Source organism: Parageobacillus sp. KH3-4 (assembly GCF_022846435.1).
Lineage (GTDB): Bacteria > Bacillota > Bacilli > Bacillales > Anoxybacillaceae > Parageobacillus > Parageobacillus thermoglucosidasius_A.
On the sequence record NZ_AP025627.1, the window covers coordinates 3,770,835 to 3,792,853 of the forward strand.

18 protein-coding genes and 1 pseudogene are annotated in these 22,019 nt (G+C 43.6%); 8 read left to right on the forward strand and 11 right to left on the reverse strand.

What is annotated here, in order from left to right:
• The first annotated feature begins 70 nt into the window (after positions 1-70).
• From MWM02_RS19085 to manA, 5 genes are all read left to right on the forward strand, one after another.
• Complete coding sequence (locus MWM02_RS19085; RefSeq protein WP_064552876.1) at positions 71-1,594, forward strand: FAD-dependent oxidoreductase; 1,524 nt, start codon at positions 71-73, stop codon at positions 1,592-1,594.
• A gap of 143 nt (positions 1,595-1,737) precedes the next feature.
• Positions 1,738-3,141, forward strand: a complete 1,404-nt coding sequence (locus tag MWM02_RS19090; RefSeq protein WP_064552877.1) for a PTS fructose transporter subunit IIC — start codon at positions 1,738-1,740, stop codon at positions 3,139-3,141.
• A 104-nt stretch (positions 3,142-3,245) separates the two neighbouring features.
• Positions 3,246-5,255 carry a BglG family transcription antiterminator gene (locus tag MWM02_RS19095; RefSeq protein ID WP_244402699.1) on the forward strand — a complete coding sequence of 670 codons (2,010 nt, stop codon included), beginning with the start codon at positions 3,246-3,248 and terminating at the stop codon, positions 5,253-5,255.
• Complete coding sequence (locus MWM02_RS19100; RefSeq protein WP_064552879.1) at positions 5,218-5,670, forward strand: PTS sugar transporter subunit IIA; 453 nt, start codon at positions 5,218-5,220, stop codon at positions 5,668-5,670. Before MWM02_RS19095 ends, MWM02_RS19100 begins: the two co-directional genes overlap by 38 nt.
• Before the next feature lie 66 nt (positions 5,671-5,736).
• Entirely contained in the window at positions 5,737-6,693 is a 957-nt protein-coding gene (manA, locus tag MWM02_RS19105; protein WP_064552880.1) for a mannose-6-phosphate isomerase, class I, read from the forward strand.
• Positions 6,694-6,749: 56 nt separating this feature from the next.
• On the opposite strand, the pseudogene MWM02_RS19110 reads toward manA, so the two are convergent.
• A pseudogene (locus MWM02_RS19110) lies at positions 6,750-8,187 on the reverse strand (alanine/glycine:cation symporter family protein).
• A 254-nt stretch (positions 8,188-8,441) separates the two neighbouring features.
• Between MWM02_RS19110 and MWM02_RS19115 the strand changes: the two are divergent.
• Both MWM02_RS19115 and MWM02_RS19120 read left to right on the forward strand, forming a co-directional pair.
• On the forward strand, positions 8,442-8,534 hold the full coding sequence (locus MWM02_RS19115; protein WP_081260486.1) for a YjcZ family sporulation protein: 93 nt from the start codon (positions 8,442-8,444) through the stop codon (positions 8,532-8,534).
• 289 nt (positions 8,535-8,823) lie between these two features.
• Positions 8,824-9,015: a hypothetical protein gene (locus MWM02_RS19120; RefSeq protein WP_244402700.1), complete on the forward strand. Its 192-nt coding sequence runs from the start codon at positions 8,824-8,826 to the stop codon at positions 9,013-9,015.
• A 260-nt stretch (positions 9,016-9,275) separates the two neighbouring features.
• Here the strand turns inward: MWM02_RS19120 and MWM02_RS19125 are convergent, their stop codons facing one another.
• The 3 genes from MWM02_RS19125 to MWM02_RS19135 all read right to left on the reverse strand — a co-directional run bounded on the left by MWM02_RS19125 (position 9,276) and on the right by MWM02_RS19135 (position 12,928).
• Positions 9,276-10,418 carry a glycerate kinase gene (locus tag MWM02_RS19125; RefSeq protein ID WP_244402701.1) on the reverse strand — a complete coding sequence of 381 codons (1,143 nt, stop codon included), beginning with the start codon at positions 10,416-10,418 and terminating at the stop codon, positions 9,276-9,278.
• Between the two features lie 26 nt (positions 10,419-10,444).
• Positions 10,445-11,707 carry a GntP family permease gene (locus MWM02_RS19130; protein ID WP_064552883.1) on the reverse strand — a complete coding sequence of 421 codons (1,263 nt, stop codon included), beginning with the start codon at positions 11,705-11,707 and terminating at the stop codon, positions 10,445-10,447.
• 114 nt (positions 11,708-11,821) lie between these two features.
• On the reverse strand, positions 11,822-12,928 hold the full coding sequence (locus tag MWM02_RS19135; protein WP_064552884.1) for a sugar diacid recognition domain-containing protein: 1,107 nt from the start codon (positions 12,926-12,928) through the stop codon (positions 11,822-11,824).
• Positions 12,929-13,290: 362 nt separating this feature from the next.
• Between MWM02_RS19135 and MWM02_RS19140 the strand changes: the two genes are divergently transcribed.
• Positions 13,291-14,784, forward strand: coding sequence for a peptide MFS transporter (locus MWM02_RS19140; protein ID WP_244402702.1), 1,494 nt, complete (start codon positions 13,291-13,293; stop codon positions 14,782-14,784).
• A 365-nt stretch (positions 14,785-15,149) separates the two neighbouring features.
• On the opposite strand, the gene rlmH is transcribed toward MWM02_RS19140, so the two are convergent.
• The 7 genes from rlmH to walK form a co-directional block, all read right to left on the reverse strand.
• Complete coding sequence (gene rlmH, locus MWM02_RS19145; protein ID WP_244402703.1) at positions 15,150-15,629, reverse strand: 23S rRNA (pseudouridine(1915)-N(3))-methyltransferase RlmH; 480 nt, start codon at positions 15,627-15,629, stop codon at positions 15,150-15,152.
• 83 nt (positions 15,630-15,712) lie between these two features.
• Complete coding sequence (locus MWM02_RS19150) at positions 15,713-15,868, reverse strand: CxxH/CxxC protein (RefSeq protein WP_064552887.1); 156 nt, start codon at positions 15,866-15,868, stop codon at positions 15,713-15,715.
• Between the two features lie 65 nt (positions 15,869-15,933).
• Positions 15,934-17,142: a S1C family serine protease gene (locus MWM02_RS19155; protein WP_244402704.1), complete on the reverse strand. Its 1,209-nt coding sequence runs from the start codon at positions 17,140-17,142 to the stop codon at positions 15,934-15,936.
• A gap of 147 nt (positions 17,143-17,289) precedes the next feature.
• A complete protein-coding gene (locus MWM02_RS19160; protein ID WP_064552889.1) occupies positions 17,290-18,084 on the reverse strand; it encodes an MBL fold metallo-hydrolase in 795 nt (264 codons plus the stop codon).
• A gap of 5 nt (positions 18,085-18,089) precedes the next feature.
• Positions 18,090-18,872: a two-component system regulatory protein YycI gene (locus tag MWM02_RS19165; RefSeq protein WP_064552890.1), complete on the reverse strand. Its 783-nt coding sequence runs from the start codon at positions 18,870-18,872 to the stop codon at positions 18,090-18,092.
• Entirely contained in the window at positions 18,859-20,196 is a 1,338-nt protein-coding gene (locus tag MWM02_RS19170; RefSeq protein WP_244403654.1) for a YycH family regulatory protein, read from the reverse strand. Before MWM02_RS19170 ends, MWM02_RS19165 begins: the two co-directional genes overlap by 14 nt.
• The gene (walK, locus tag MWM02_RS19175; RefSeq protein WP_064552892.1) at positions 20,189-22,018 is read right to left on the reverse strand and encodes a cell wall metabolism sensor histidine kinase WalK; all 1,830 of its coding nucleotides are present in this window, start codon (positions 22,016-22,018) and stop codon (positions 20,189-20,191) included. The genes MWM02_RS19170 and walK overlap by 8 nt, the downstream gene beginning before the upstream one ends.
• Position 22,019 lies beyond the last annotated feature (1 nt).

A 22,019-nucleotide genomic window follows, 5' to 3' on the forward strand; every position in this document is an offset into this window, starting at 1 on the left:
GATGGATAGTTTGCCTAAGAACGAGCAAAACTAATGTATATTAACACGCAATAAGGAGGCTTTTGTTACGATGCCATCTCTTCCTTCATCACTGGAACCGTATTGGCGGACATCGGTCGCGCTGCCGTCGTTCCCGAAACTATCAGAACATATCCGCACCGATGTCGCTATTATCGGCGGAGGAATTTCTGGAATCACGACCGCCTATTTGCTCGCCAAAAAAGGAGCGCGCGTCACTTTATTGGAAGCGGACCGTCTTCTCAACGGAACGACAGGGCATACGACGGCAAAAATTACCGCCCAGCACGATATCATTTATGATGAGCTGATCAGCCACCTTGGACTGGAAAAAGCGAAACTGTACTATGCAGCATGCATGGAAGCATTGCGTTTTATTCGAAGCACGGTTAAACAAGAAGCCATTGACTGCGATTTTATGGAACAAGACGCGTATATATACACCGATTCTTCCTCATCGCTGACAAAGTTGATAAACGAATGGAAAGCGTATGAAAAGCTCGGCATTGACGGGGAGTTCGTCGATTCGATCCCACTTCCGATCCCCGTGAAAGCCGCTGTAGTGATGAAAAATCAGGCGCAATTTCATCCATTAAAATATTTGGTAAAACTAGTGAATTCCATTGTCCAAGCCGGCGGGCACATTTATGAGCACACTCCTGCCGCTGACATTGAGCAAGGATCGACGCTTGCGGTCGTCACCCGTGACAAAAAACGTGTTGCATGCGAGCATGTCGTCATTTGTTCCCATTTTCCGTTTTATGACGGCGGTTTTTACTTTTCGCGCATGTACGCGGAACGCTCTTACGTATTAGGCGTGAAAATCGCTGAAACCTATCCTGGCGGCATGTATTTAAGCGCGGACAACCCGAAGCGTTCCGTCCGCTACACCACCATGAATGGGGAAAACTTAATTTTAATCGGCGGGGAAAACCACAAGACAGGACAGGGCGTTCCAACAATGCGGCATTACGAGGCGTTACAGTCGTTTGCCTCGGAGTTATTTACGGTGACCGACATCCCATACCGCTGGTCGGCGCAAGATTTAACGACGCTCGATAAAGTGCCGTACATCGGAAACATGACCGCGGGCGCACCGAACATCTATGTCGCGACAGGGTACCGCAAGTGGGGCATGACGAATGGAACAGTAGCGGGGCTATTAATCAGCGACCTGATCCTAGGCCGCGACAACCGCTACCATGACTTATATACTCCGTCGCGGTTTTATGCCGACCCAAGCGTTAAACATTTTCTTACGCAAAATGTCGATGTCGCGAAACATCTCGTCGAAGGAAAAATAGAGATGGTCGTCCGCAAGCCGGAAGACTTGGCAAACGGCGAAGGCGCCGTTGTCGTCGTGAACGGAAAACGTGCCGGCGCGTATAAAGATGAAAGCGGGACATTGTTCATCGTCGATACGACATGCACCCACATGAGATGCGAACTCGAATGGAACAGCGGCGACCGCACGTGGGACTGCCCGTGTCACGGCTCACGCTTTTCCATTCACGGCGATGTCGTCGAAGGGCCGGCTCAGCAGCCTTTAAACAAAATCGGCGACGATCCATCATAACAAAAGAGCCGTCTTATGGAACGGCTCTTTCTCTATTTCCACAATTTTTTACCGGAACTTACGGTATCTATTTATTCTATTTTCGATGTCGAATTACGTTAGTATTAAATTGTGAAAAGGTTTACAAAAAAGGAGGTAACAACATGAAACTACTTGCCGTTACATCATGTCCTAATGGTATTGCGCACACATATATGGCCGCTGAAAAACTAGCAAAAGCGGCGGAAAAAATGGGACATGAAATGAAAGTAGAGACACAAGGTTCCATTGGAGTAGAAAATGAACTAACTCCAGAGGACATTCAATCTGCAGATGGAATTATTATTGCTGCTGATAAGCAAGTAGATAAAAGCCGTTTTTATGGGAAACGGGTGCTTGAAGTATCCGTCACAGACGGTATCCGTAAACCTGAAGAGCTCATTGCTAAATTTGAACGCAATGAAGTTCCCGTATACGGAAAGCCACAGTCCGATACACTCAAAACTATTGAGGAAGTGAAAACAGAACGAAAACAAAAACAAAATCCAATTTACCGTAACTTGATGAATGGCGTTTCCTATATGATTCCATTCGTCGTAATCGGCGGACTTTTAATCGCTCTTTCTCTCGCTATTGGCGGTGAACCAACAGAAAAAGGCCTTGTTATTCCAAAAGAGTCTATATGGAACGATATTCTCAATGTAGGAACAGCTAGCTTTACCTTCATGGTTCCAATTTTATCTGGCTTTATCGCCATCAGTATCGCTGACCGCCCTGGTCTCGCTCCTGGTATGATCGGGGGTTATATTGCAGCAAATGGAAGTTTTTATGGCAGTGAAGCAGGCGCTGGATTTATCGGAGGAATTATCGCTGGATTTTTAGCTGGCTACATCGCAAAATGGATTAAAAGCATTCCTGTACCGAAAATTATTCAACCGATTATGCCAATACTGGTCATTCCTTTATTTTCTTCGATCCTTGTAGCAGTTATTTTCATTTTCATTCTCGGTCAGCCAATTGCCGGCATTATGGAATGGCTCACTTCTTGGCTCAACAGCATGCAAGGAGCTAGCAAAGTGATTCTTGCTATGATTCTCGGAGCAATGATTGCATTTGACATGGGAGGACCTGTCAACAAAGTTGCCTTTTTATTTGGTTCTGCTATGATTGCAGAAGGAAATGCCCATATTATGGGGGCGATTGCTGTAGCGATTTGTATACCGCCTCTTGGACTAGGATTAGCAACATTGCTTAACAAATCCAAATTCACGGAAGAAGAACGGGAAGCTGGAAAAGCGGCACTTGCTATGGGGCTCGTCGGTATTACTGAAGGTGCTATTCCATTCGCAGCACGAGATCCTCTTCGTGTCATTCCAAGCATTATGATCGGTTCAATGGTGGGTTCCGTCATTGCCATGTTAAGCGGCGTTACCGATCATGTACCACATGGCGGTCCGATTGTTGCCGTATTCCAAGCTGTAGAACATGTACCGATGTTCTTCGTATCTATCATTATCGGAACGGTTGTCACTGCCTTGCTCGTTAATGCCATTAAAAAACCAGTCTAGTTTCAGAATCTTTGCTTACAGCAAAGATTCCCAGCTTGTCGACTTTGTCGACAAGCTGTCACTTTTTATCTCATTGAAATACAAACATAAGGAGGTGAATAGTGATGCTTTCCCGCCATAAACAATTATTAAAGCAGCTATTAACTGCCCATACGTACACATCGGTTGCAGCGTTAGCGAGTCAACTAGTTTGTTCAGAGAAAACAATTCGTAACGATTTAAAAGAACTCGATGAATTTCTTTCCGAGAAATATCCAAACATTGTTATAGAGCGAAAACCAAGTGTTGGGGTCATTATTAGAGGGAAGGAGGCGGAAAAACAAAAGCTTCTTCATGATTTGTCCCTGTTTGAAGAAACAAATTCTTCCCAAGATTATCGAAAACTTCAATTCATAAAAATACTTCTCACAGAAGACAAACCGGTAACGATGCAACAGCTCGCCGAACGATTTTATATCAGTAAATCAGCTATTCAAAATGATTTAGAAGAAATCGAACAATGGCTGCAATCGTTCGGCCTTGTACTTATCCGGAAACCTCACCTCGGCATAAAAGTAGAAGGAACCGAACAGGCATGGCGCACCGCCCTGTCACGATTGGTAGAACTTCTTGTAGACCATTCTTACTATATATTTGATGCCAAGCAACTAAAATTAATTGAAGACGTATTGAAACCATACGAACTTGCTTTAATTGAAAAAGAAATACGAAAAATAGATGAATGGCTTGAATTTCCTCTTACCGATCAGTCTGTCATCAGTTTAACAGTGCATATCGCTATCGCAATTAAACGGATTAAAATGGGGCATCGTATTAATATCAATCCAAATCAGTTGCAAGAATTGCAAACAAAACCCGAGTATCGGCTTGCTGAACAATTAGCGAAACAAATTGAACAATGGGTTGCTGTAAAAATCCCTGATGAAGAAATTGGGTATATCACGTTGCATCTGCTTGGTGCAAGATTGCGATATGATCAGACAAATGAAAAAAAAGATATTGAACAACTGTTAACAAAAATGGATAACGAGGCAATGCAAATTGTAAAAGAGCTTATTCATGATATTTCCTTTCATACCGATGAACGCTTACGCGAAGATAAAGAATTACTAATTGGACTTACGATTCATGTTCATTCTACACTCAATCGATTGCGGAACGGGTTAGCCGTAAAAAATCCCTTATTAAAAGATATCAAACAAATGTATCGCTATCCGTTTGAAATTGTGCTGTCGCTAATTCCAGAGGTGGAGAAAAAAATAAATGTTCCAATTCCTGAAGATGAGGTCGCCTATATTGTTCTTCATATTCAAGCGGCTTTGGAACGAATACAGCACAAAAATGAGAAAATAAGAGCGGTTATTGTTTGTGCCACTGGTTCAGGAACATCTCGTCTCATCGAAGCAAAGATATCCGCTGCATTTCCAAAATTAGAGATTGCTACTGCTACATCGATCGCAAAACTCAATGAAATCATTGCTACAACAAAGCCAGATGTAATTATTAGCACTGTTCCGTTAAAGCATCGAAAAATTCCTGTAATCACGGTAAGCCCTCTGTTGCCAAAACAAGAGCTTGACATGATAGAGCAATGGATAGAACGTATGTCCCAGCCAAGCCGTTATGAAATGTTAAGGCAACTAACAAACCCTTCATGTATTTTTCTTGATATATCCGTTGCTAATCGCTTTGAAGCCATTGACTATATAGCAGATGAACTTTACAAACGAGGATACGTAGAACCACTATATGGACAAAGCGCCAAAGAGCGGGAAACACTTTCCTCAACATATATCGGTGGAGGAATCGCCATTCCGCATGGTCAAATGCAATGGATTAATCAATCCGTTATTGGCGCAGCTCGCTTATCTTCGCCAATTGATTGGGATGGTGAACAGGTAAAATTTGTGTTGATGATTGCCCACCGCCTTAACGATAACAAGCAAATAAAAAAACTGTTTCAAGAAATAGCTCTTCTTTCCGAAGACAAACAAATGCTAAAACAGTTATCTATCTGCAAAACTGCAGATGAATTTTATCAATTACTTCAATCTAAGCAAAGGGGAGAAATCGAAAATGAAATTAACAGAATTACTGACGATGGAATTGATTGAGCTGCAGCTAAAAGGAGAAACGAAAGATGAGATTATGGAAGAAATGGCTACTATGATCGATCGTTCTGGAGCCTTATACGACAAAGAAGCATATAAACAATCGCTGTACCATCGAGAAATGGAAGGAAGCACAGGCATTGGCTTTGGCATTGCGATTCCTCATGGCAAAAGTAATGCGGTAAAGCAAACGTGTGTTGCCTTCGGGGTAAAACGCAGCGGTGTAGATTGGGACAGTTTAGACGGAGAAAAAGCTCGGCTCATTTTTATGATCGCTGTACCAGAAGAACAAGCGGGTAACGAACATTTAAAAATTCTTCAACTCTTATCTCGAAAACTTATGGATGACGAATTTCGCGAACAGCTTCTACAAGCCAAAACAAAAGAAGAAGTCATGCAATTATTTGAACAAGTATAAACAGAAATATTTTTGTATAATGAAGTTATGGCAATCATGTATAACTCTATAAAAGGGGTGATTCCCATGCAAATCGAGCCAATTTTTCTCACTCCCATTTTTCAAGAGCGCATTTGGGGCGGCACAAAATTGGCGGATGAATTCGGCTATTCCATCCCGTCGGCACATACGGGAGAATGCTGGGCAGTTTCCGCTCATCCGAACGGACAAACCGTGGTTAAAAACGGACCGTTTCAAGGAATGACGCTTGGACAACTGTGGCAAGAGCGGCATGACTTATTCGGCCGCTTTCCAGCGGACCGCTTTCCGTTATTGACGAAAATTTTAGATGCCAACGCGGATTTATCGGTGCAAGTGCACCCTGATGACGCGTACGCCCAAGAACATGAAAATGGCGAATTCGGCAAAACGGAATGCTGGTATATTATTGACTGTAAACAAGGCGCTCAGCTTGTTTACGGACATCATGCAAAAACGAAAGAAGAACTGAAGGAAATGATGGAAAACGGGCAATGGGACAAGCTGCTTCGTAAAATTCCGATTAAGCCCGGCGACTTTTTCTATGTCCCTAGCGGCACGATTCACGCCCTTTGTGAAGGCACGCTCGTCTTAGAAACGCAGCAAAGCTCGGACACGACCTACCGCGTCTACGACTATGACCGCGTCGACAGCAACGGGAAGAAACGCGAACTCCATTTAGATAAAGCGCTCGACGTCATTACTGTCCCGCACCGCGACGCGGATATTCATGCAAACGTCGCTAAAGCGGGCGACGCTATAATTACGACATTTATCGAATGCGATTACTTTGGCGTGCAAAAGTGGGAAATTAATGGAACCGCCAACTTGGACCAAACGAAACATTTCCTTATCGTCAGCATTCTTGATGGAAAGGGGCAGCTAATATCAGAAGGGCGTGCATACGACTTAACGAAAGGGGACCATTTCATTCTTCCATATCAATTCGGGCGTTTTTCCATAAAAGGAACGCTCAAAGCGATTGCCTCATGGCCGCGTCCATAACGCAAAAAAGAGTTGTCTCAAGCCGAGAGACAACTCTTTTTTCTCTTTAGAAAATATTAGTCTTCATTTACCGCTATAGCGCGGGAAGCTGGATATTCCTTCTCCCAAAAGTCCGCATCGGCGATGCCCAGTTTCACTGGATCGAACACCGGATCTTTGCCAGCTTTTTTCTGTTCCTCATAATCTTTAAGCACTTTTAATGCTGGTTTCGTTAATAAAAGGATCGCGATAATATTCAGCCACGCCATGCTCCCGACGCCGATATCGCCGAGCATCCAAGCAAGATCCGCCCGTAAAACACTACCACTAAAATCGCAATTTTTAGCGCATATGGAAGCCATTTAGATTTCATTCGTCTCGTAATATACGCTAAATTTGTTTCCGCCATGTAATAATACGCCATAATGGTCGTAAACGCGAAAAAGAATAAAGCGATCGCAACAAATGGGACACCGAATCCTGGCAATACCGTTTCGACTGCTTTTTGCGTAAAAATAGGCCTTGGTTCTACATCGCCAAGCTTTTGCACAATCGGCTCCTTTCCTTTCGGCGTTACATTATACATGCCGGTGATTAAAATCATAAATGCGGTTGCCGAACAAACGAACCATGTATCGATATAGACGGAAAACGCTTGGACTAACCCTTGTTTCGCCGGATGCGATACTTCCGCAGCGGCGGCTGCGTGCGGAGCGGTTCCTTGACCCGCTTCGTTGGAATAAATCCCCCGCTTGACTCCCCACGAAATCGCAACACCAATAATTCCCCCAAACGCCGCGTCGATGCCAAAAGCGCTCCGGAAAATCAAGCCAAGCACATGAGGCAGTTCGCTAATATTCGCAAATACGATAAATAAAGCCACTAAAATGTAATCCAAGCGCCATAAACGGAACAATAAATTCGGCTACGCGGGCAATCCGCTTTACACCGCCGAAAATAATAGCGCCTAAAAGAACGACAATCCCAATTCCCGTTATAGCTGGGTCAATGTCAAACGCGTTTTCGATTCCTGCGGCGATGCTATTGGCCTGCACACCCGGCAAGAGCAAACCGGTCGCCAACACTGTAACAATAGCAAACAATTACCGCATACCATTTCACTTTTAACCCTTTCTCAATGTAGTAGGCCGGCCCGCCGCGAAACTGGCCATCCTGTTTCGTTTTGTACACTTGTGCAAGGGCCGCCTCGACAAATGCCGACCCCGCCCCCACGAAAGCAATGAGCCACATCCAAAACACGGCACCAGGTCCCCCATACGCAATGGCGGTTGCAACACCGGCGATGTTACCCGTCCCAACCCGTCCGGATAAAGCTTGGAAGGAAGAAATCCCCGCTTCCGAGCTTTTGCCTTGAAACATTTGTTTAATCATTTCTTTCAGATGCCTTACTTGCAAAAAGCGAGTAAGCAGCGAATAGAAAAGACCTGTTGCCAGGCAAAGGTAGACCAAAGCTGGACTCCAAAATAAAATCTTCCATTTTAATCCTCCTTGTATAAATATCACTATGATAGCAATTATTATAAAATATTTTGAATTTTCTTTTAAAAAAATCAAATAACCTTTCAGCTTGCCGATAAAGCCAACAAGCTGGTTTTAGATCCAAAACGGCCCTGAACCCTTTTTAAGATAAAAATACCATTTTTTTTTTAGTTGATGAGTTTGTCCAATCTAATCTTTTTTAAGAACATATTTTAAAAACAGGGATGCATCATTAGCTATCCTCCCAATACTCATAGGAGGTGTGATATATGAGCAGCTTTGCCTTAATTGTCGTCCTATTCATCTTGCTCATCATTATCGGATGTTCTTGCATCGGTCTAGGAGGAGCTGGCGGTTATTAATTCTCCATAAAACCGACTCTCTTTTAAATTTCTTATTTAAACTGATGATTAGTCTCACTTTTCTTGAAAAGGAAGGGGGCAGATCGTTCATGATCTGCCCTTTTCAAAAAATCGATTTGGACAAACATTGAATTACAGGAAACAAGTCATATCTCCTAACATGCCAATTTATAATGTAAAACCACTACTTCTGCGGCTCCTACAGGATAGGTTATTCGCTAAAAATGGATGAGCCTAGTTCATGTATCTCCTATTCTCAAATCATATCCGGTCAGAAAGGAGGGATAAAATGCCAAATTTAGTGGGAGAGCCTATTGAGATTATGGATCGTTATGGAAGAGTGCATAGAGGAATAGTAGAAGGAATAGATCCCGTACGAGGGGGAATGGTGCTGCGTACCGGCTTTGGAAGAAGATTTATCCCGTTTTTCTTAATCGCTGCTCTGTTTCTTTTAAGATTCGGAAGACGGCGCATTTTCTAAAAAACTAAAATTGGACCGATTTTCCTCGATTCACAAACTGAATATGAAAGAAGCATATAGCTTGTTTTGTCGAAAAGCTAGGCCTTTCTTGGATGAGAAGGGCTCTTTTTTATTTTATACAAACAAAAGATCGTCCTATCGAAATAACCCCTTTACTAGCTGACCACGCTGTTCGCGAAGAACGGTTAAAGAAACAGATAGACTAAAAATAAAAGCTCTCTTTGATAAGAGAGCTTGTTTTCGTTTTTGAAAACCATTTTTTAACCCATATTTCTCCCGATTTTACAAGCTGCCGCAATGTTTCGAGCCGTTTGGGCAACGTAATATTCCGCGTTTTCTAGTGCTTTTTCTAGCGGAATCACTCCCGGCACGATGCTATAAAGCGCATCAATTCCGTGGCTTAGCACGACATCGCTATCATCGGAAACGGAGCCGGCAAGCGCAATGACCGGAATATGGTACCGCTTTGCCACTTTCGCTACGCCGATCGGCGTTTTCCCGAAAACCGTCTGTCCATCGATGCGTCCTTCTCCCGTAATCACCAGCGACGCACCTTGAATTCTCTCTTGAAATTTCACCGTCTCCAACACAATCTCGACACCGCGTTTCAGCTCCGCATGGAGAAAGGCAAGTAATCCAGCGCCGAGCCCTCCGGCCGCGCCGGCACCTGGAATATCTTTTACCTGCTTGCCTAACACTCGTTCAATGACATCCGCATAGTGTTGCAAATTTTGATCTAGCGTCGCGACCATTTCCGGCGTCGCGCCTTTTTGCGGACCAAAAATCGCTGAGGCGCCTCTTTCGCCGGTCAACGGATTATCGACATCGCACGCAACCTCAATTTTTACACGGTTTAGCCGTGCATCGAGCCTAGACAGGTCAATATCAGCAAGTTCGGACAAACTTCCTCCTCCGGGGCCAATCTCTTTTCCATATCGGTCTAAAAGGCGGCCGCCGAGCGCCTGAATCATGCCAGCTCCGCCGTCATTTGTCGCGCTTCCGCCGATGCCGATAATAATATGCTCGGCGCCTTCGTTCAGCGCGGCGAGAATCAATTCCCCTGTCCCTCTCGTCGTCGTCACAAGCGGATTTCGCTTTTCTCGCGGGACAAGGTGCAATCCAGAGGCAGCCGCCATTTCAATGACTGCTGTTTTTCCGTCACCAAGCATGCCGAAAAATGCTTGGACGCGATCCCCAAGCGGTCCTGTCACTTCCGTTGTCACAATTCGCCCATCTGTCGCGTCGACTAATGATTGAACGGTTCCTTCCCCTCCGTCCGCCATCGGAATTTTCACATATTCCGCATCGGGAAATATATCGCGAAACCCTTTTTCAATCGCGTTCGCCACCGCAAGCGCGGACAAGCTTTCTTTAAACGAGTCAGGCGCAATAATGACTTTCATTTTATTCACCACTCCCGTTGTAATCGTTAAAACAAACGAAGCATGCCGAAAATAAGCGTCGATATGACAGCAAGCGTCAACCCAATGAGCGACTCATACGGAATTAGTTTAAGCCGTTCTTTGATCTCCATGTGGACGCTGCCCGCCGTTGCATGGAAGAAGCTGCCGTGCGGCAAATGATCTAGCACGGTTGCACCGGCATGAACCATTGCAGCCCCGGCTAACGCGGAAATTCCTAAACTCATCATCGTCCCGCCAAACACACTGCTAGCAACAGCCGTTCCCGCCGTCGTCGAAGCGGTCGCACCAGACATCAAAATTCCCGAAATTGGCGCCAGCACATACGCCGGCAACCCAAGATGATCCAAACCGGCAATGATCACGTCTTTGAGAGAAGAATTGGCCACAATGCCCGCTAATGTCCCTGTTCCGACTAACATAATCGCAACGCCGGACATTTTCGCCAGCCCAGATATCGCATAACCATTCAACTCCTTCCCTTTTTGCATCGCTATCGCGCCAACAATGCCGCCGATTGGAAGGGCGATCATCGGGTCAATCGCAATATTGAACAACGGCCGCAACGCGAGCAACAATATCGCAACGAGCGGACCAGCGATGGCCGCAAAAAAGGAAGGAAGCTGCCCGCTCTCTTCTCTTTTCTGCACATCATAAACAAGCGTTCCTCTCCGCACAAGTTTTTTTGCAATAACGTACGTAACAATCAATCCGAACGCTGCTGGGATGATTCCGGCAGCCATTAATGACGTCAGCGGAACATGAAACGAGTCCGCTGCGGCGATGGCATTCGGGTTCGGTGACATAATGTTACCCGCCTTCCCGCCGCCGATCATCGCCAACAAAATCGCCGTTTTCGATAAGCCCGCGCGGCTTGCGATTGCCAACGCAATTGGCGCGACGGTAATGACCGCGACGTCAATAAATACTCCGACCGCGGTCAGCAGCAGCGTCGCCACCGCAAGCGCGAGCAAAGCCCGCGTTTCTCCAAGTTTTTGAACGATCGTCTCGGCAATCGAAGCCGCTGCCCCGGATTCAATTAAAGCCCCGGCCAACACTCCTGCTGCCAAAATGCGCAATATGGCAGGAATCATGCCTTTCGCTCCATCCATCATAACCGCAACCGTATCCTCCACATCTACTCCACCAACCATTCCACCAACGAAAGCTCCGGCGATCATTCCATAAGCAGGAGAAACTTTCCGCAAAATTAGCACAATGGCAATAATTAGTGCTACGATCGCTCCTAATGCGCTTACTTGAACATCCATAAACAGCCCCTCCCCCTTTATATACATTGTAAGCGTTGCCAGGACCCGTTTCATTGTTTGCGCATTCAAAATTTTCGAACCTCTAACTTCCTTGCCATTGTGCAAATGAACAAATCAATATAAACGATAGATGATCGAGGCAGCGTAAAGCTGCAATAAATCTTTTGCATTATAAGGATCTTTTCCGGTAATGCGGCGAATCTTTTCTAAACGATAGCGCAGCGTATTGCGGTGAATGAACAGTTTGTTCGCTGCCTTATTCATTTCTCCTTTTTCTTCGATATACGTGCGCAGCGTTTCTTGCAGTTCCCCTGTTTCATCATGAAAAAGCAATTTTTCGTAAAACGAAAAAACTTGTTTTGCCAACGGCAGCTCCCCAATATGTGACAATACCATTTCCAAGGCAATGTTTTCATAGTAATAAACGCGGTCATTAGGATAGAGCTTCCGGCCCACCTTCATCGCTTGCCTGGCCAACGTGTATGAATATTTTAATTTGCGAATATCGGCACCATAAGGACCGATGCCGATTTTCCCACCATGCACCTTTCGCGCCAACCTTTCCGCTGCACTGACCACATCCCTGATGCTTTGTTCCTTGTGAGGCGCCCACTTCAACACGACAATTTCGGAAGCATATGTGAAAGCCGCCACATCTTCCCGCTCCAATCCATACGTAAGCTCCCGAAAAAAACGCATTTGTTGTTCGGGGACTTCGATCACCATCACAAATCGAGGAAGAGATAAATCGATACCGAGCGCCTTTGCCCGTTTGAGAAAATGTTCCTCTTCAATATGGTCATCATAAATGAGCTGGTTGATGAGTTCTTCGATGAGGCGCTGTTTCCATTGTCCTTGTTCTAAAAAAAATGATTGCTGCAATACGAGTTCTGCGGCCATTTTCACTAATTGCGCATACTCCCGAATGTCGTCGGGATGCCCCGTAATGCCGATTACTCCTGCCGTTTCCCCTAGAAAATGAATCGGCAAATTAATCCCCATTTTGACTCCGTTTAGCTGTTGTACAGCCTGTTCGTCAATTTCAACGGCCCTATTCTCCTTTAATACTAACAATGCTCCTTCATGAACATCGCCGATTCTCTCTTTATCGCCAGAGCCGATAATGACGCCTTTCCGGTCCATCACGTTAATATTTCTCCCTAAAATTTTCATCGTCCGTTCGACGATTTCTTGCGCTAGCTCTTTTGTAAATGGATACAATGCTTTTCCCTTCTTCTCCACCATTTTTATAAATGCTTGCAACTACATTTTACTAATCATCCCTGCAACTGTCTTCTTTATCATAACGGTTTTAAAAATAAAAAAAAGCTGTGTCAAACAACGTACCAGTGCCGGCATTTCGCTAACAAGATGGAACCATCAGTCTTTTTAAGCTCCTAAAGGAAATAATATCAACTTTGCCATAACTAACTTATTATTCTAAAAAATTTTATTATTTACTTTACTTATTATTTACTTTAAAATTAATTAAGTATTAAAGACATTTCTCCCCTCATTCTTTAAAAATATTTAGACAATATAGAAAAGATAAAATATTATATCAGAATAAAGGAGGTTATTATATGTCAAATGTAAACAAGCAGAAAATTGTTGCAAGCGTTCCTCAACAGGGCTTTTTTGGCCATCCTAAGGGGTTGTTCACGCTTTTCTTCACCGAATTTTGGGAACGTTTCTCGTATTACGGAATGAGGGCAATCCTCGTTTTCTATATGTATTATGAAGTATCAAAAGGCGGATTGGGGCTTGATGAAACCACTGCTCTTGCCATTATGTCGATTTACGGATCGCTAGTGTATATGTCCGGTATTATCGGCGGCTGGCTGGCTGACAGAATATTCGGCACTTCTAAAGCTGTGTTTTACGGTGGAATCTTAATTATGTTTGGTCATATCGCTTTGGCGATACCCGGAAACATCACGATGTTCTTCATTTCCATGGTCTTGATCGTGCTTGGCACAGGATTGCTGAAACCTAACGTTTCCAGCATTGTAGGGGATATTTATAGCGAAGAAGACAATCGCCGCGATGCGGGATTCAGCATTTTCTACATGGGAATCAACCTTGGGGGATTCCTTGCCCCGTTAATTGTAGGAACGGTGGGAATGAAATACAATTTCCACTTAGGTTTCGGTATCGCCGCTGTCGGCATGTTTTTAGGATTGTTAGTCTTTATTTTCACCAAGAAAAAAAATCTTGGCCTTGCCGGTACATTTGTGGCAAATCCTCTGTCACCGGCCGAAAAGAAAAAAGTCTTCACCCTGATTGGCGTCGGGGCCGCTCTTATTGCTGTCTTGATCGCTGTCGCAATTCCAATGGATTTGCTGACATTTGATACCTTTATTGCTCTTGTGGGAATTCTCGGCATCGTAATTCCAGCGATCTATTTCATTGTTATGTACCGCAGCCCGAAAACAACAGCAATAGAGCGTTCACGTGTTATTGCTTATATTCCGTTATTTATCGCTTCCGTGATGTTCTGGGCTATTCAAGAGCAAGGATCGACCATCCTTGCCAATTACGCGGATAAACGCACACAATTAGACTTTGCAGGAATCCATATTTCGCCTGCTTGGTTTCAATCATTAAACCCGTTATTTATTATCCTGTTCGCCCCTGTGTTTGCCTGGTTATGGGTGAAGCTCGGAAGCCGTCAGCCATCGATCCCTAAAAAGTTCTCTTTAGGCTTATTGTTCGCAGGCTTATCATACATTGTCATTCTTTTGCCTGCTTACTTTGGCGGCGACGATTCGTTAGTGAACCCGTTATGGCTCGTTCTTAGCTATTTAATTGTCGTATTTGGGGAATTATGCTTGTCACCTGTAGGGCTATCAGCCACTACAAAATTAGCACCTGCCGCCTTCTCGGCGCAAACGATGAGCTTATGGTTTTTATCCAATGCCGCCGCACAAGCAATTAATGCGCAAATTGTCAAATTCTATACACCTGAGACCGAAATGATTTACTTTGGCGTCATTGGCGGAGCGGCCATCCTCTTTGGCGTTCTCCTTTTCGCGCTATCGCCAAAAATTGAAGGCTATATGAAAGGTGTAAAGTAAACTTTTATTTAAAAGCAACTTATTGGGAATTTGCCAAGTGCAAAATCGCCAATTTGTCAAGAATGAAAATAGTAATCCTCCGGCTTGCACATAATGCCGGAGGATTTTTTGGAGGTTTGTTCACCGTTTCTTTTCTAAACTAAAAAGTTATACCTTCGCCAGCTCGCCACTCATCCCGGTCGCATCATTCTTTTGTCTTGATGTTAATTCGCAACTTGAAACGATCATTTTACAGTTTCCTATCATCATTATGTAAATCTCATTTATGACATTGCGGCGCAACTATGCCGCCATCATCTTAGAGTGGACCCTAACAGTATGCAGGCGCACAAGCATTATCGTTACTTCTATTTTTTGCTCCGCCTCTATTTATGGTACGGTTCCCCCCGGTTAATCCGAAACGCGCGGTAAATTTGCTCTAGCAAAATAAGGCGCATCAGCTGGTGGGGAAAAGTCATTCTCGAAAACGACAACACTTCATCGGCTCGCTCCATCACTTGTTTGCTTAAGCCAAGCGAGCCGCCGATAACGAACGCAATTTTGCTTTTTCCGTACGTGGCAAGCTTATCTAAAATTTCGGCAAATTGTTCGGATGATTTCATCTTTCCTTCGATCGCCAAAGCAATGACGTACGCATCGTCGGGAATTTTCGCTAAAATGCGTTCCCCTTCTTTCTGTTTAATCCGCTCCGCTTCCTGTTCACTTAAATGCTCCGGCGCTTTTTCATCAGGGACTTCGGTGATGTCCATTTTCGCATAGCTGGACAATCGCTTCGCATATTCGGCAATTCCTTGTGTCAAATATCTTTCTTTCAATTTACCAACAGAAATAATATGAATATGCACAATTCATCCCCACCTTACAAACATGTTATCCACAGCATTTATCCACATATACACAACATATATCCACATATTGTGTAAAAACATTAGTTCCCTACTATATATACAGCTTTATTTGCGCAAAAATCGCACAATTTCTCAGACTTATCCACAGAAACAAGCGAAATGTTTGGCGCTTGTTCCATTTTATCCACATACATATCAATCGCTATGTCGATATGTTCTTCACAACAGACAAACATGCTCTCATCCCCCTCTTTATCCACTTGTGGAAAAAGAAGAAGGAGCGAAATATGGGCGCTCCTTGTTAAAACGATTCTCTCTCCAATTTCATCGTAACCGTATGCTTTTCACCATCGCGATAAAATGTTACTCTCATTTTATCGCCAATGGATTTTTTCGTGTATAAATATTTTCTTAAATCTAAAACGTCACGAATCTTTTGGCCATCCAGCGCAACAATCACGTCAAATTGCTTTAATCCCGCTCGCGCCGCCGGAGACATCGGCACAACTTGAATGACAGCTACGCCTTCCGTCACATCTTTCGGCAAATGCAACGTCGCTTGCAAATGATAAGAGGAAATGTCGCTTAACGAACGAAGTTCTACCCCCATATACGGGCGGCGCACTTGCCCATATTTTTCTAAATCCGAAATAACCGGAATGGCTGAGTTAATCGGGATCGAAAAACCGATCCCTTCCACTTCTTCTTGCGCGATTTTCATCGAGTTAATGCCGATCACTTGCCCTTCGATATTGACAAGGGCTCCGCCGCTGTTGCCCGGGTTAATGGCAGCATCCGTTTGCAATACTTCCGCATTCCAATCCGGGGCGCCATCTTGGTCTAAGTCCACTTCCACCGTTCGGTTCGTTCCCGATATAATTCCTTGCGTAACAGAACCAGCGAATTGCAGTCCAAGCGGATTTCCGATCGCAATGACAGGCTCACCCGGCTTGACAGTGTCTGAATTACCAAATTCGGCCACTTTTTTGACATGCTTTGCGTCCATTTCCAACACTGCCAAATCCATTAATACATCGCTTCCCAATAGCTTCGCTGGCACTCTCGTTCCATCTTTTAAGCTTATTTCCAATTGGCTGGCGTTTTCGACCACATGATGGTTTGTCACAACAAACGCCTTTCCATTTTCCTTTTTGTAGATGACGCCCGAGCCGGTTCCCTCTTCACCGCCTTGCGACCAAAAGTTCGTTTCTTGGATATTTACAACGCCGACAACCGCATCGGATACTTTATCAATCGCTTTTGTCAATTGGCTCGTCACATCGACCGAAACATTTTGCTGTATCGTAGGTGCCGTTCCTGTTTCTCCATTTTGTGTTCGTCCGCTTTCGCTTAAAATATCATAAGGAAGTATATCCGAAAGAGCCGGAATGGAAATTAAAACTAACAATGCTCCTAAAATGGCACCAACGAACGCGGACAAAAACCAGCCACGACGGTTCCCTTTTTGTTCCTGACGGTATTGCCCGTAGTGATCATCGTAATATCCCATGCGCATCAACCCTTTCAACAACGATCATTGTTCAAACAGAAGGCATATCTATTCCCCATTATACTCTTTTCAAGGCCGAAAAATCCATTATTCATAGTAAAGCGTGCCGGCACCAAACATATTTACTTATTTTGGCCAAAACGGAGGTCATACATACACAAGCTTCGTTGCTATTTTCGGGTCGGTATCATATAAATCAAACTGGTCTCCGACCGCCAACCCCCTGTTCGCCAACGTTTGCGCGACAGTCATTCGAGCCAGTTCCTTTATATTATTGTCTTGACTTAAATGAGCCAAATAAATTCGTTTCGTGCGGTCGCCAATCACATCGGCTAACGCAAGCCCCGCCTCTTCATTAGAAACATGGCCAACATCGCTTAAAATGCGGCGCTTGACGTTCCATGGATACCTTCCCATCCGCAGCATTTCCACATCATGGTTGCTTTCAAAAATAAATACATCCGCATTTTTAATAATTCCTTTCATCCGATCGCTCACATAGCCTGTATCGGTAATGAGCGCGAGCTTCTTTCCTTCGTGATGAAAGACAAAAAACATCGGCTCTGCCGCATCGTGTGAGACACCGAACGATTCTACCTCGAGATCGCCAAAAGAACGCACTTTGCCTAACGGAAAAATAAACTTTTGTTCGGTGGGAATATCGCCAATTAGCCCTTCCATCGCCTTCCATGTTTTTTCATTCGCGTAAATAGGCAGTTGATATTTCCGGGCAATGACCCCTAATCCTTTAATATGATCGCTATGTTCATGCGTTACTAAAATGGCCGTCAATTGGCGCAAATCGCGATCAATTTGCCCGAATAATTGCTCTAATTGCTTTCCGCTCAATCCCGCATCGACAAGCAGCCGATGTTGGTCCGTTTCTATATAAAAAGCGTTTCCCGTACTACCACTTGCTAAAACACTAAACTTCATCCCCATTTTTCTCACTCCAAAATTTTCCCTTCATCATTAATGACTTGCCCTTCAAACGCATTAACAAAATAGTCTTCTTTTCCATTAATGACGATATGCCACGTTGGCGTCAATACTTGGGAAGCGGTGAACTGAACAAGGCCGTAATATCCCAGTTCCACTGATGTGACGCTGTCCCCGGGCTGTAAATACCCTTTTTTGTATAATGTTTCAATCGCCTTAATCGCTGGAACGATGTCTTGTTTTCTTTCATATTTCTGTAAATCGTCTAACATCGTTTGTTCGTATGATACCGCTTCACTTTTTTCATTTAAATGTATCAACAGCTTGCTGCTTTCATTGTTGTAAATGACTTTTCCGCCGTACGTTTGATAGCAAACGACCGTATTTGACTTTTCGTCGAACGACCAAAATGTGTATTTTTTTCCGTCAATAATATGCCGCTGCAAAAATTCTTGAAGCCGATACGGATCTTTAAAATTTAGCGATATCGGATGAATAAACGTTCCTTTCAAAACGGTTTTATCGTTTACCGTTACTTTTTGTCCGGATAATTTTTTTATTTCTTCGTCGGTAAACTTTTTGCTTTCTCCGCTGACATAGGTGGCTTTCGTTATTTCTTTTGGCAGCTCTACATAAGTGATGCCGTTTGCCTCTAATTGTTCTTCGATCGTCGTTTCCAAAATAACATCGAGTTGGCTGCTATTTCGCTTTTCCATAAACTGATATCCTAAAAAACAGTCGAGGATAAGGAACGTAATAATAAAAATCGTTTTTGTTTTACTCCAATCCATTTACGTTCCCTCCTCTTTTCTCCGCCTCCTGCTTGTCTAGCGGCACCTTTTTCCACGTTTGATCATACAAGTAAAACCATGCTGGCTCTAAAATAATCATTTTTTCCCGTTCTGGATCTTTTATCAGTTCATACCCCACCGCAATATCTTTTATTAACTCTTTTTTCATCCCCTTCATTTTTTCCAATTTTTTAATCACTTCATGGCCGGACAATAACGTTCTTGGCACATTCACACGGTCAGCAATTTCCAAGCGAAATAAAGGGCGCTGATATTTCACAAGATCGCTGCTTCCCCATGTTTGTACTATTTCAGACATACCATATTCATTAAACACGGGGTGATTGTTCACCATCAGACGAAACACGACTTTCCGCTCTTCCTCATTCCACTTAGAAAAGTGGTACATATCGGTCCAGCCACCATGTTCATTGACAAAGTCGATGCTCTTTTGAATTAAATTATCGTCTTCTTGATCCTCGTTGCGGTTCGCCGTTCGCGCCGCCGGGTTCACATATAACAATAGCCGCTGTAAAAAATCGACGTCCATCAATCGCGATCCATCCGTATATTCCTCGCCAAATGTAATCAAATCTTTTTTCACAAAACTAGGATCGCTAAACAATGCCTCTTTAAATTTATCTGGATCAAGCTCGTCCGTATAATATTGCAGCCGGCTCATCGTAACCCTTTTTTCCGGCAAAAAAATTTGCTTTGTTTCATTAATAACATAAGGAAAATAACGCGGATATTTTTCCAACTCCCTGCTCAATTTGTTAATTTCGGAAAGCGATACATCAGTGGCAATCGCTTTATATACTTTTTGTTTTTCCGTAAAAATAAAATAAACGGGAAGTTCGTCCTTGCTCCCTAACGGAATAATAATACGGTCAAAACTAATATCCTTTACCCCTTTATCTTCAATTTGAAAAATAGAACGATAAACGTCAATTGGAATGCTGTCTGGATAGACAAGCTCTAGTCTCTCTTTTTCGTGCAAAAACGATAAAAATTTTCCTCTCGGGATCGTATCGGAAATATTTTCGAAATCATCAATGCTCCATTTTTTTATTTCTTTTAAAATTTGGTTTACTTCCTCCTCATCCACAATTCCATAATGCGCACTGTTTTTATGAAACAACAGCTGCGAAGGTTGAACAATCATCGCCGTATCTACTTGCGTGTTGCTGACGGAAACGTGCCGGATATACTCGTCATTTTGCAAAATGTCGTATTTTGGATGGTATGTCCATAACCCAAACGTTAAAACAATGCTCACTAAGACCAACAATGTCAACACGACTGTTTTCACCGCTTCATACATCGTACCATTCATCCTTTTGATCTCGTTCCAACGGTAAAGTAAAGAAAATCGTCGTTCCTTTATGCTCTTTACTTTCCGCCCAAATCGTTCCCCCATGAGCGACCACCACTTCTTTCGCAATTGCCAACCCTAGCCCTGTGCCGCCGAGTTTGCGTGATCTTGCTTTATCAACACGATAAAACCGTTCAAACACTTTTGCGAGATCCGCCTTAGGAATCCCCACTCCTTCATCGCTGACGCTGACAATAATTTCATCAGCAAGCTCCCTAACACGAAACGTAATTTTTCCGCCTTGTGGAGAATATTTGATGGCGTTGGAAATAATATTATCTAATACTTGCGTAATTTTATCTTCATCGATTTCAATAAAGATCGCTTCTTTTGGGATTTTGCGCACAAATGTAATATTTTCGCTTTTTGTCAACTCAAAACGATCAATTACTTTATGAAAGTACTCCGAAAAATTTACCCATGATTTATTTAGCTTGTAATCTTTACTGTCCAGTTTAGAAAGCTGTAATAAGTCATTGACTAAGCGAATCATTCGTTCTGTTTCTGTTTGCACTACTTCGATAAATCGTGGAGCGATTGCTTTATCTTGCCAAGCCCCTTCCGCGAGTGCTTCCAAATAACTTTTCATTGTCGTTAACGGAGTGCGAAGCTCATGTGAAACATTCGCAACAAATTCTCTCCGTTCGCGGTCGATTTTTTCTTGCTCCGTAATATCATGCAATACGACAATCAATCCGTTAATAAATCCCGTTTCTTTTTGAATCACGGAAAGCGATGCACGCAAAATATATAGCTCCTCATCCGTGCTAAAATCTAAAATGAGCGAATCCCGCTCCTCCAATAACGTTTCAAATGTATATTGATCACCGATTCCAAGCACATCGATAATCGAACTCGACAGCACTGTTTCACGTGAAACATTCAAAATGTTCAAGGCGGCATCGTTAATCAGTATGATTCTGCCGCGGCGGTCCGTGGCAATCACTCCGTCCGTCATATGCGTTAACACGGATTCAAGCTTACGCCGTTCCCCTTCTGTCGTCGCTTGGGCTTCTTGCAGCTTTTTCGTTAAATTGTTAAACGTCATCGCCAATTGCCCAATTTCATCATAGCCATAAATCTTTACTTTGCGGGAAAAATCTCCTTTTGTCATCGCCAATGCTTGTCTTCGCATGTCTGAAATCGGACGAGTAATCGTACGTGACAAAAGAATCCCTAATATCGCTGTAATAACGAGGGCAATCCCTGTTCCCGTCGCTAAAATCGTATTAATTTGTTTCATTTGTGAGAACACGTTTTCCATCGAAGCGATGACGTAAATAACTCCCTTTATTTCCCCGCTCGACTTAATCGGCGTGGAAGAAATATACATACGGTGCCCTGTTTTCGGATCAAGGAGCATTTGATCGACAATTTCTCCGGTCACAAGCGACCGCTTCACATATATTTCAGTCGTTCGCTTCCCGACAATGTTTTGCATGTAAGGGTTGGAGGTAGCCAATACTTTGCTTTTATTATCGATGACGCGGACTTCGGAAATGTCTTGGGAAACAAAATCATGAAGGAGGGAGCGGATATCTTCTTCCAACGTCGGACTTTTCGAATCCCTTTCTTGATTCATCGCTTGTTCCACGTTATACGCTAACAACGTCACCCGTTCATTCAGCGAGTTTTTAAAATTTTGCACTAACTCTGTTTCCAGCTTTCTCACAAAATAGACGCCGATGATTTGCATTGCCACGAGAATAAGCAAAACGTATATAGCGACAAATTTGAAGTGAATCGAACGAAATGGACCTACTTTTTTCATG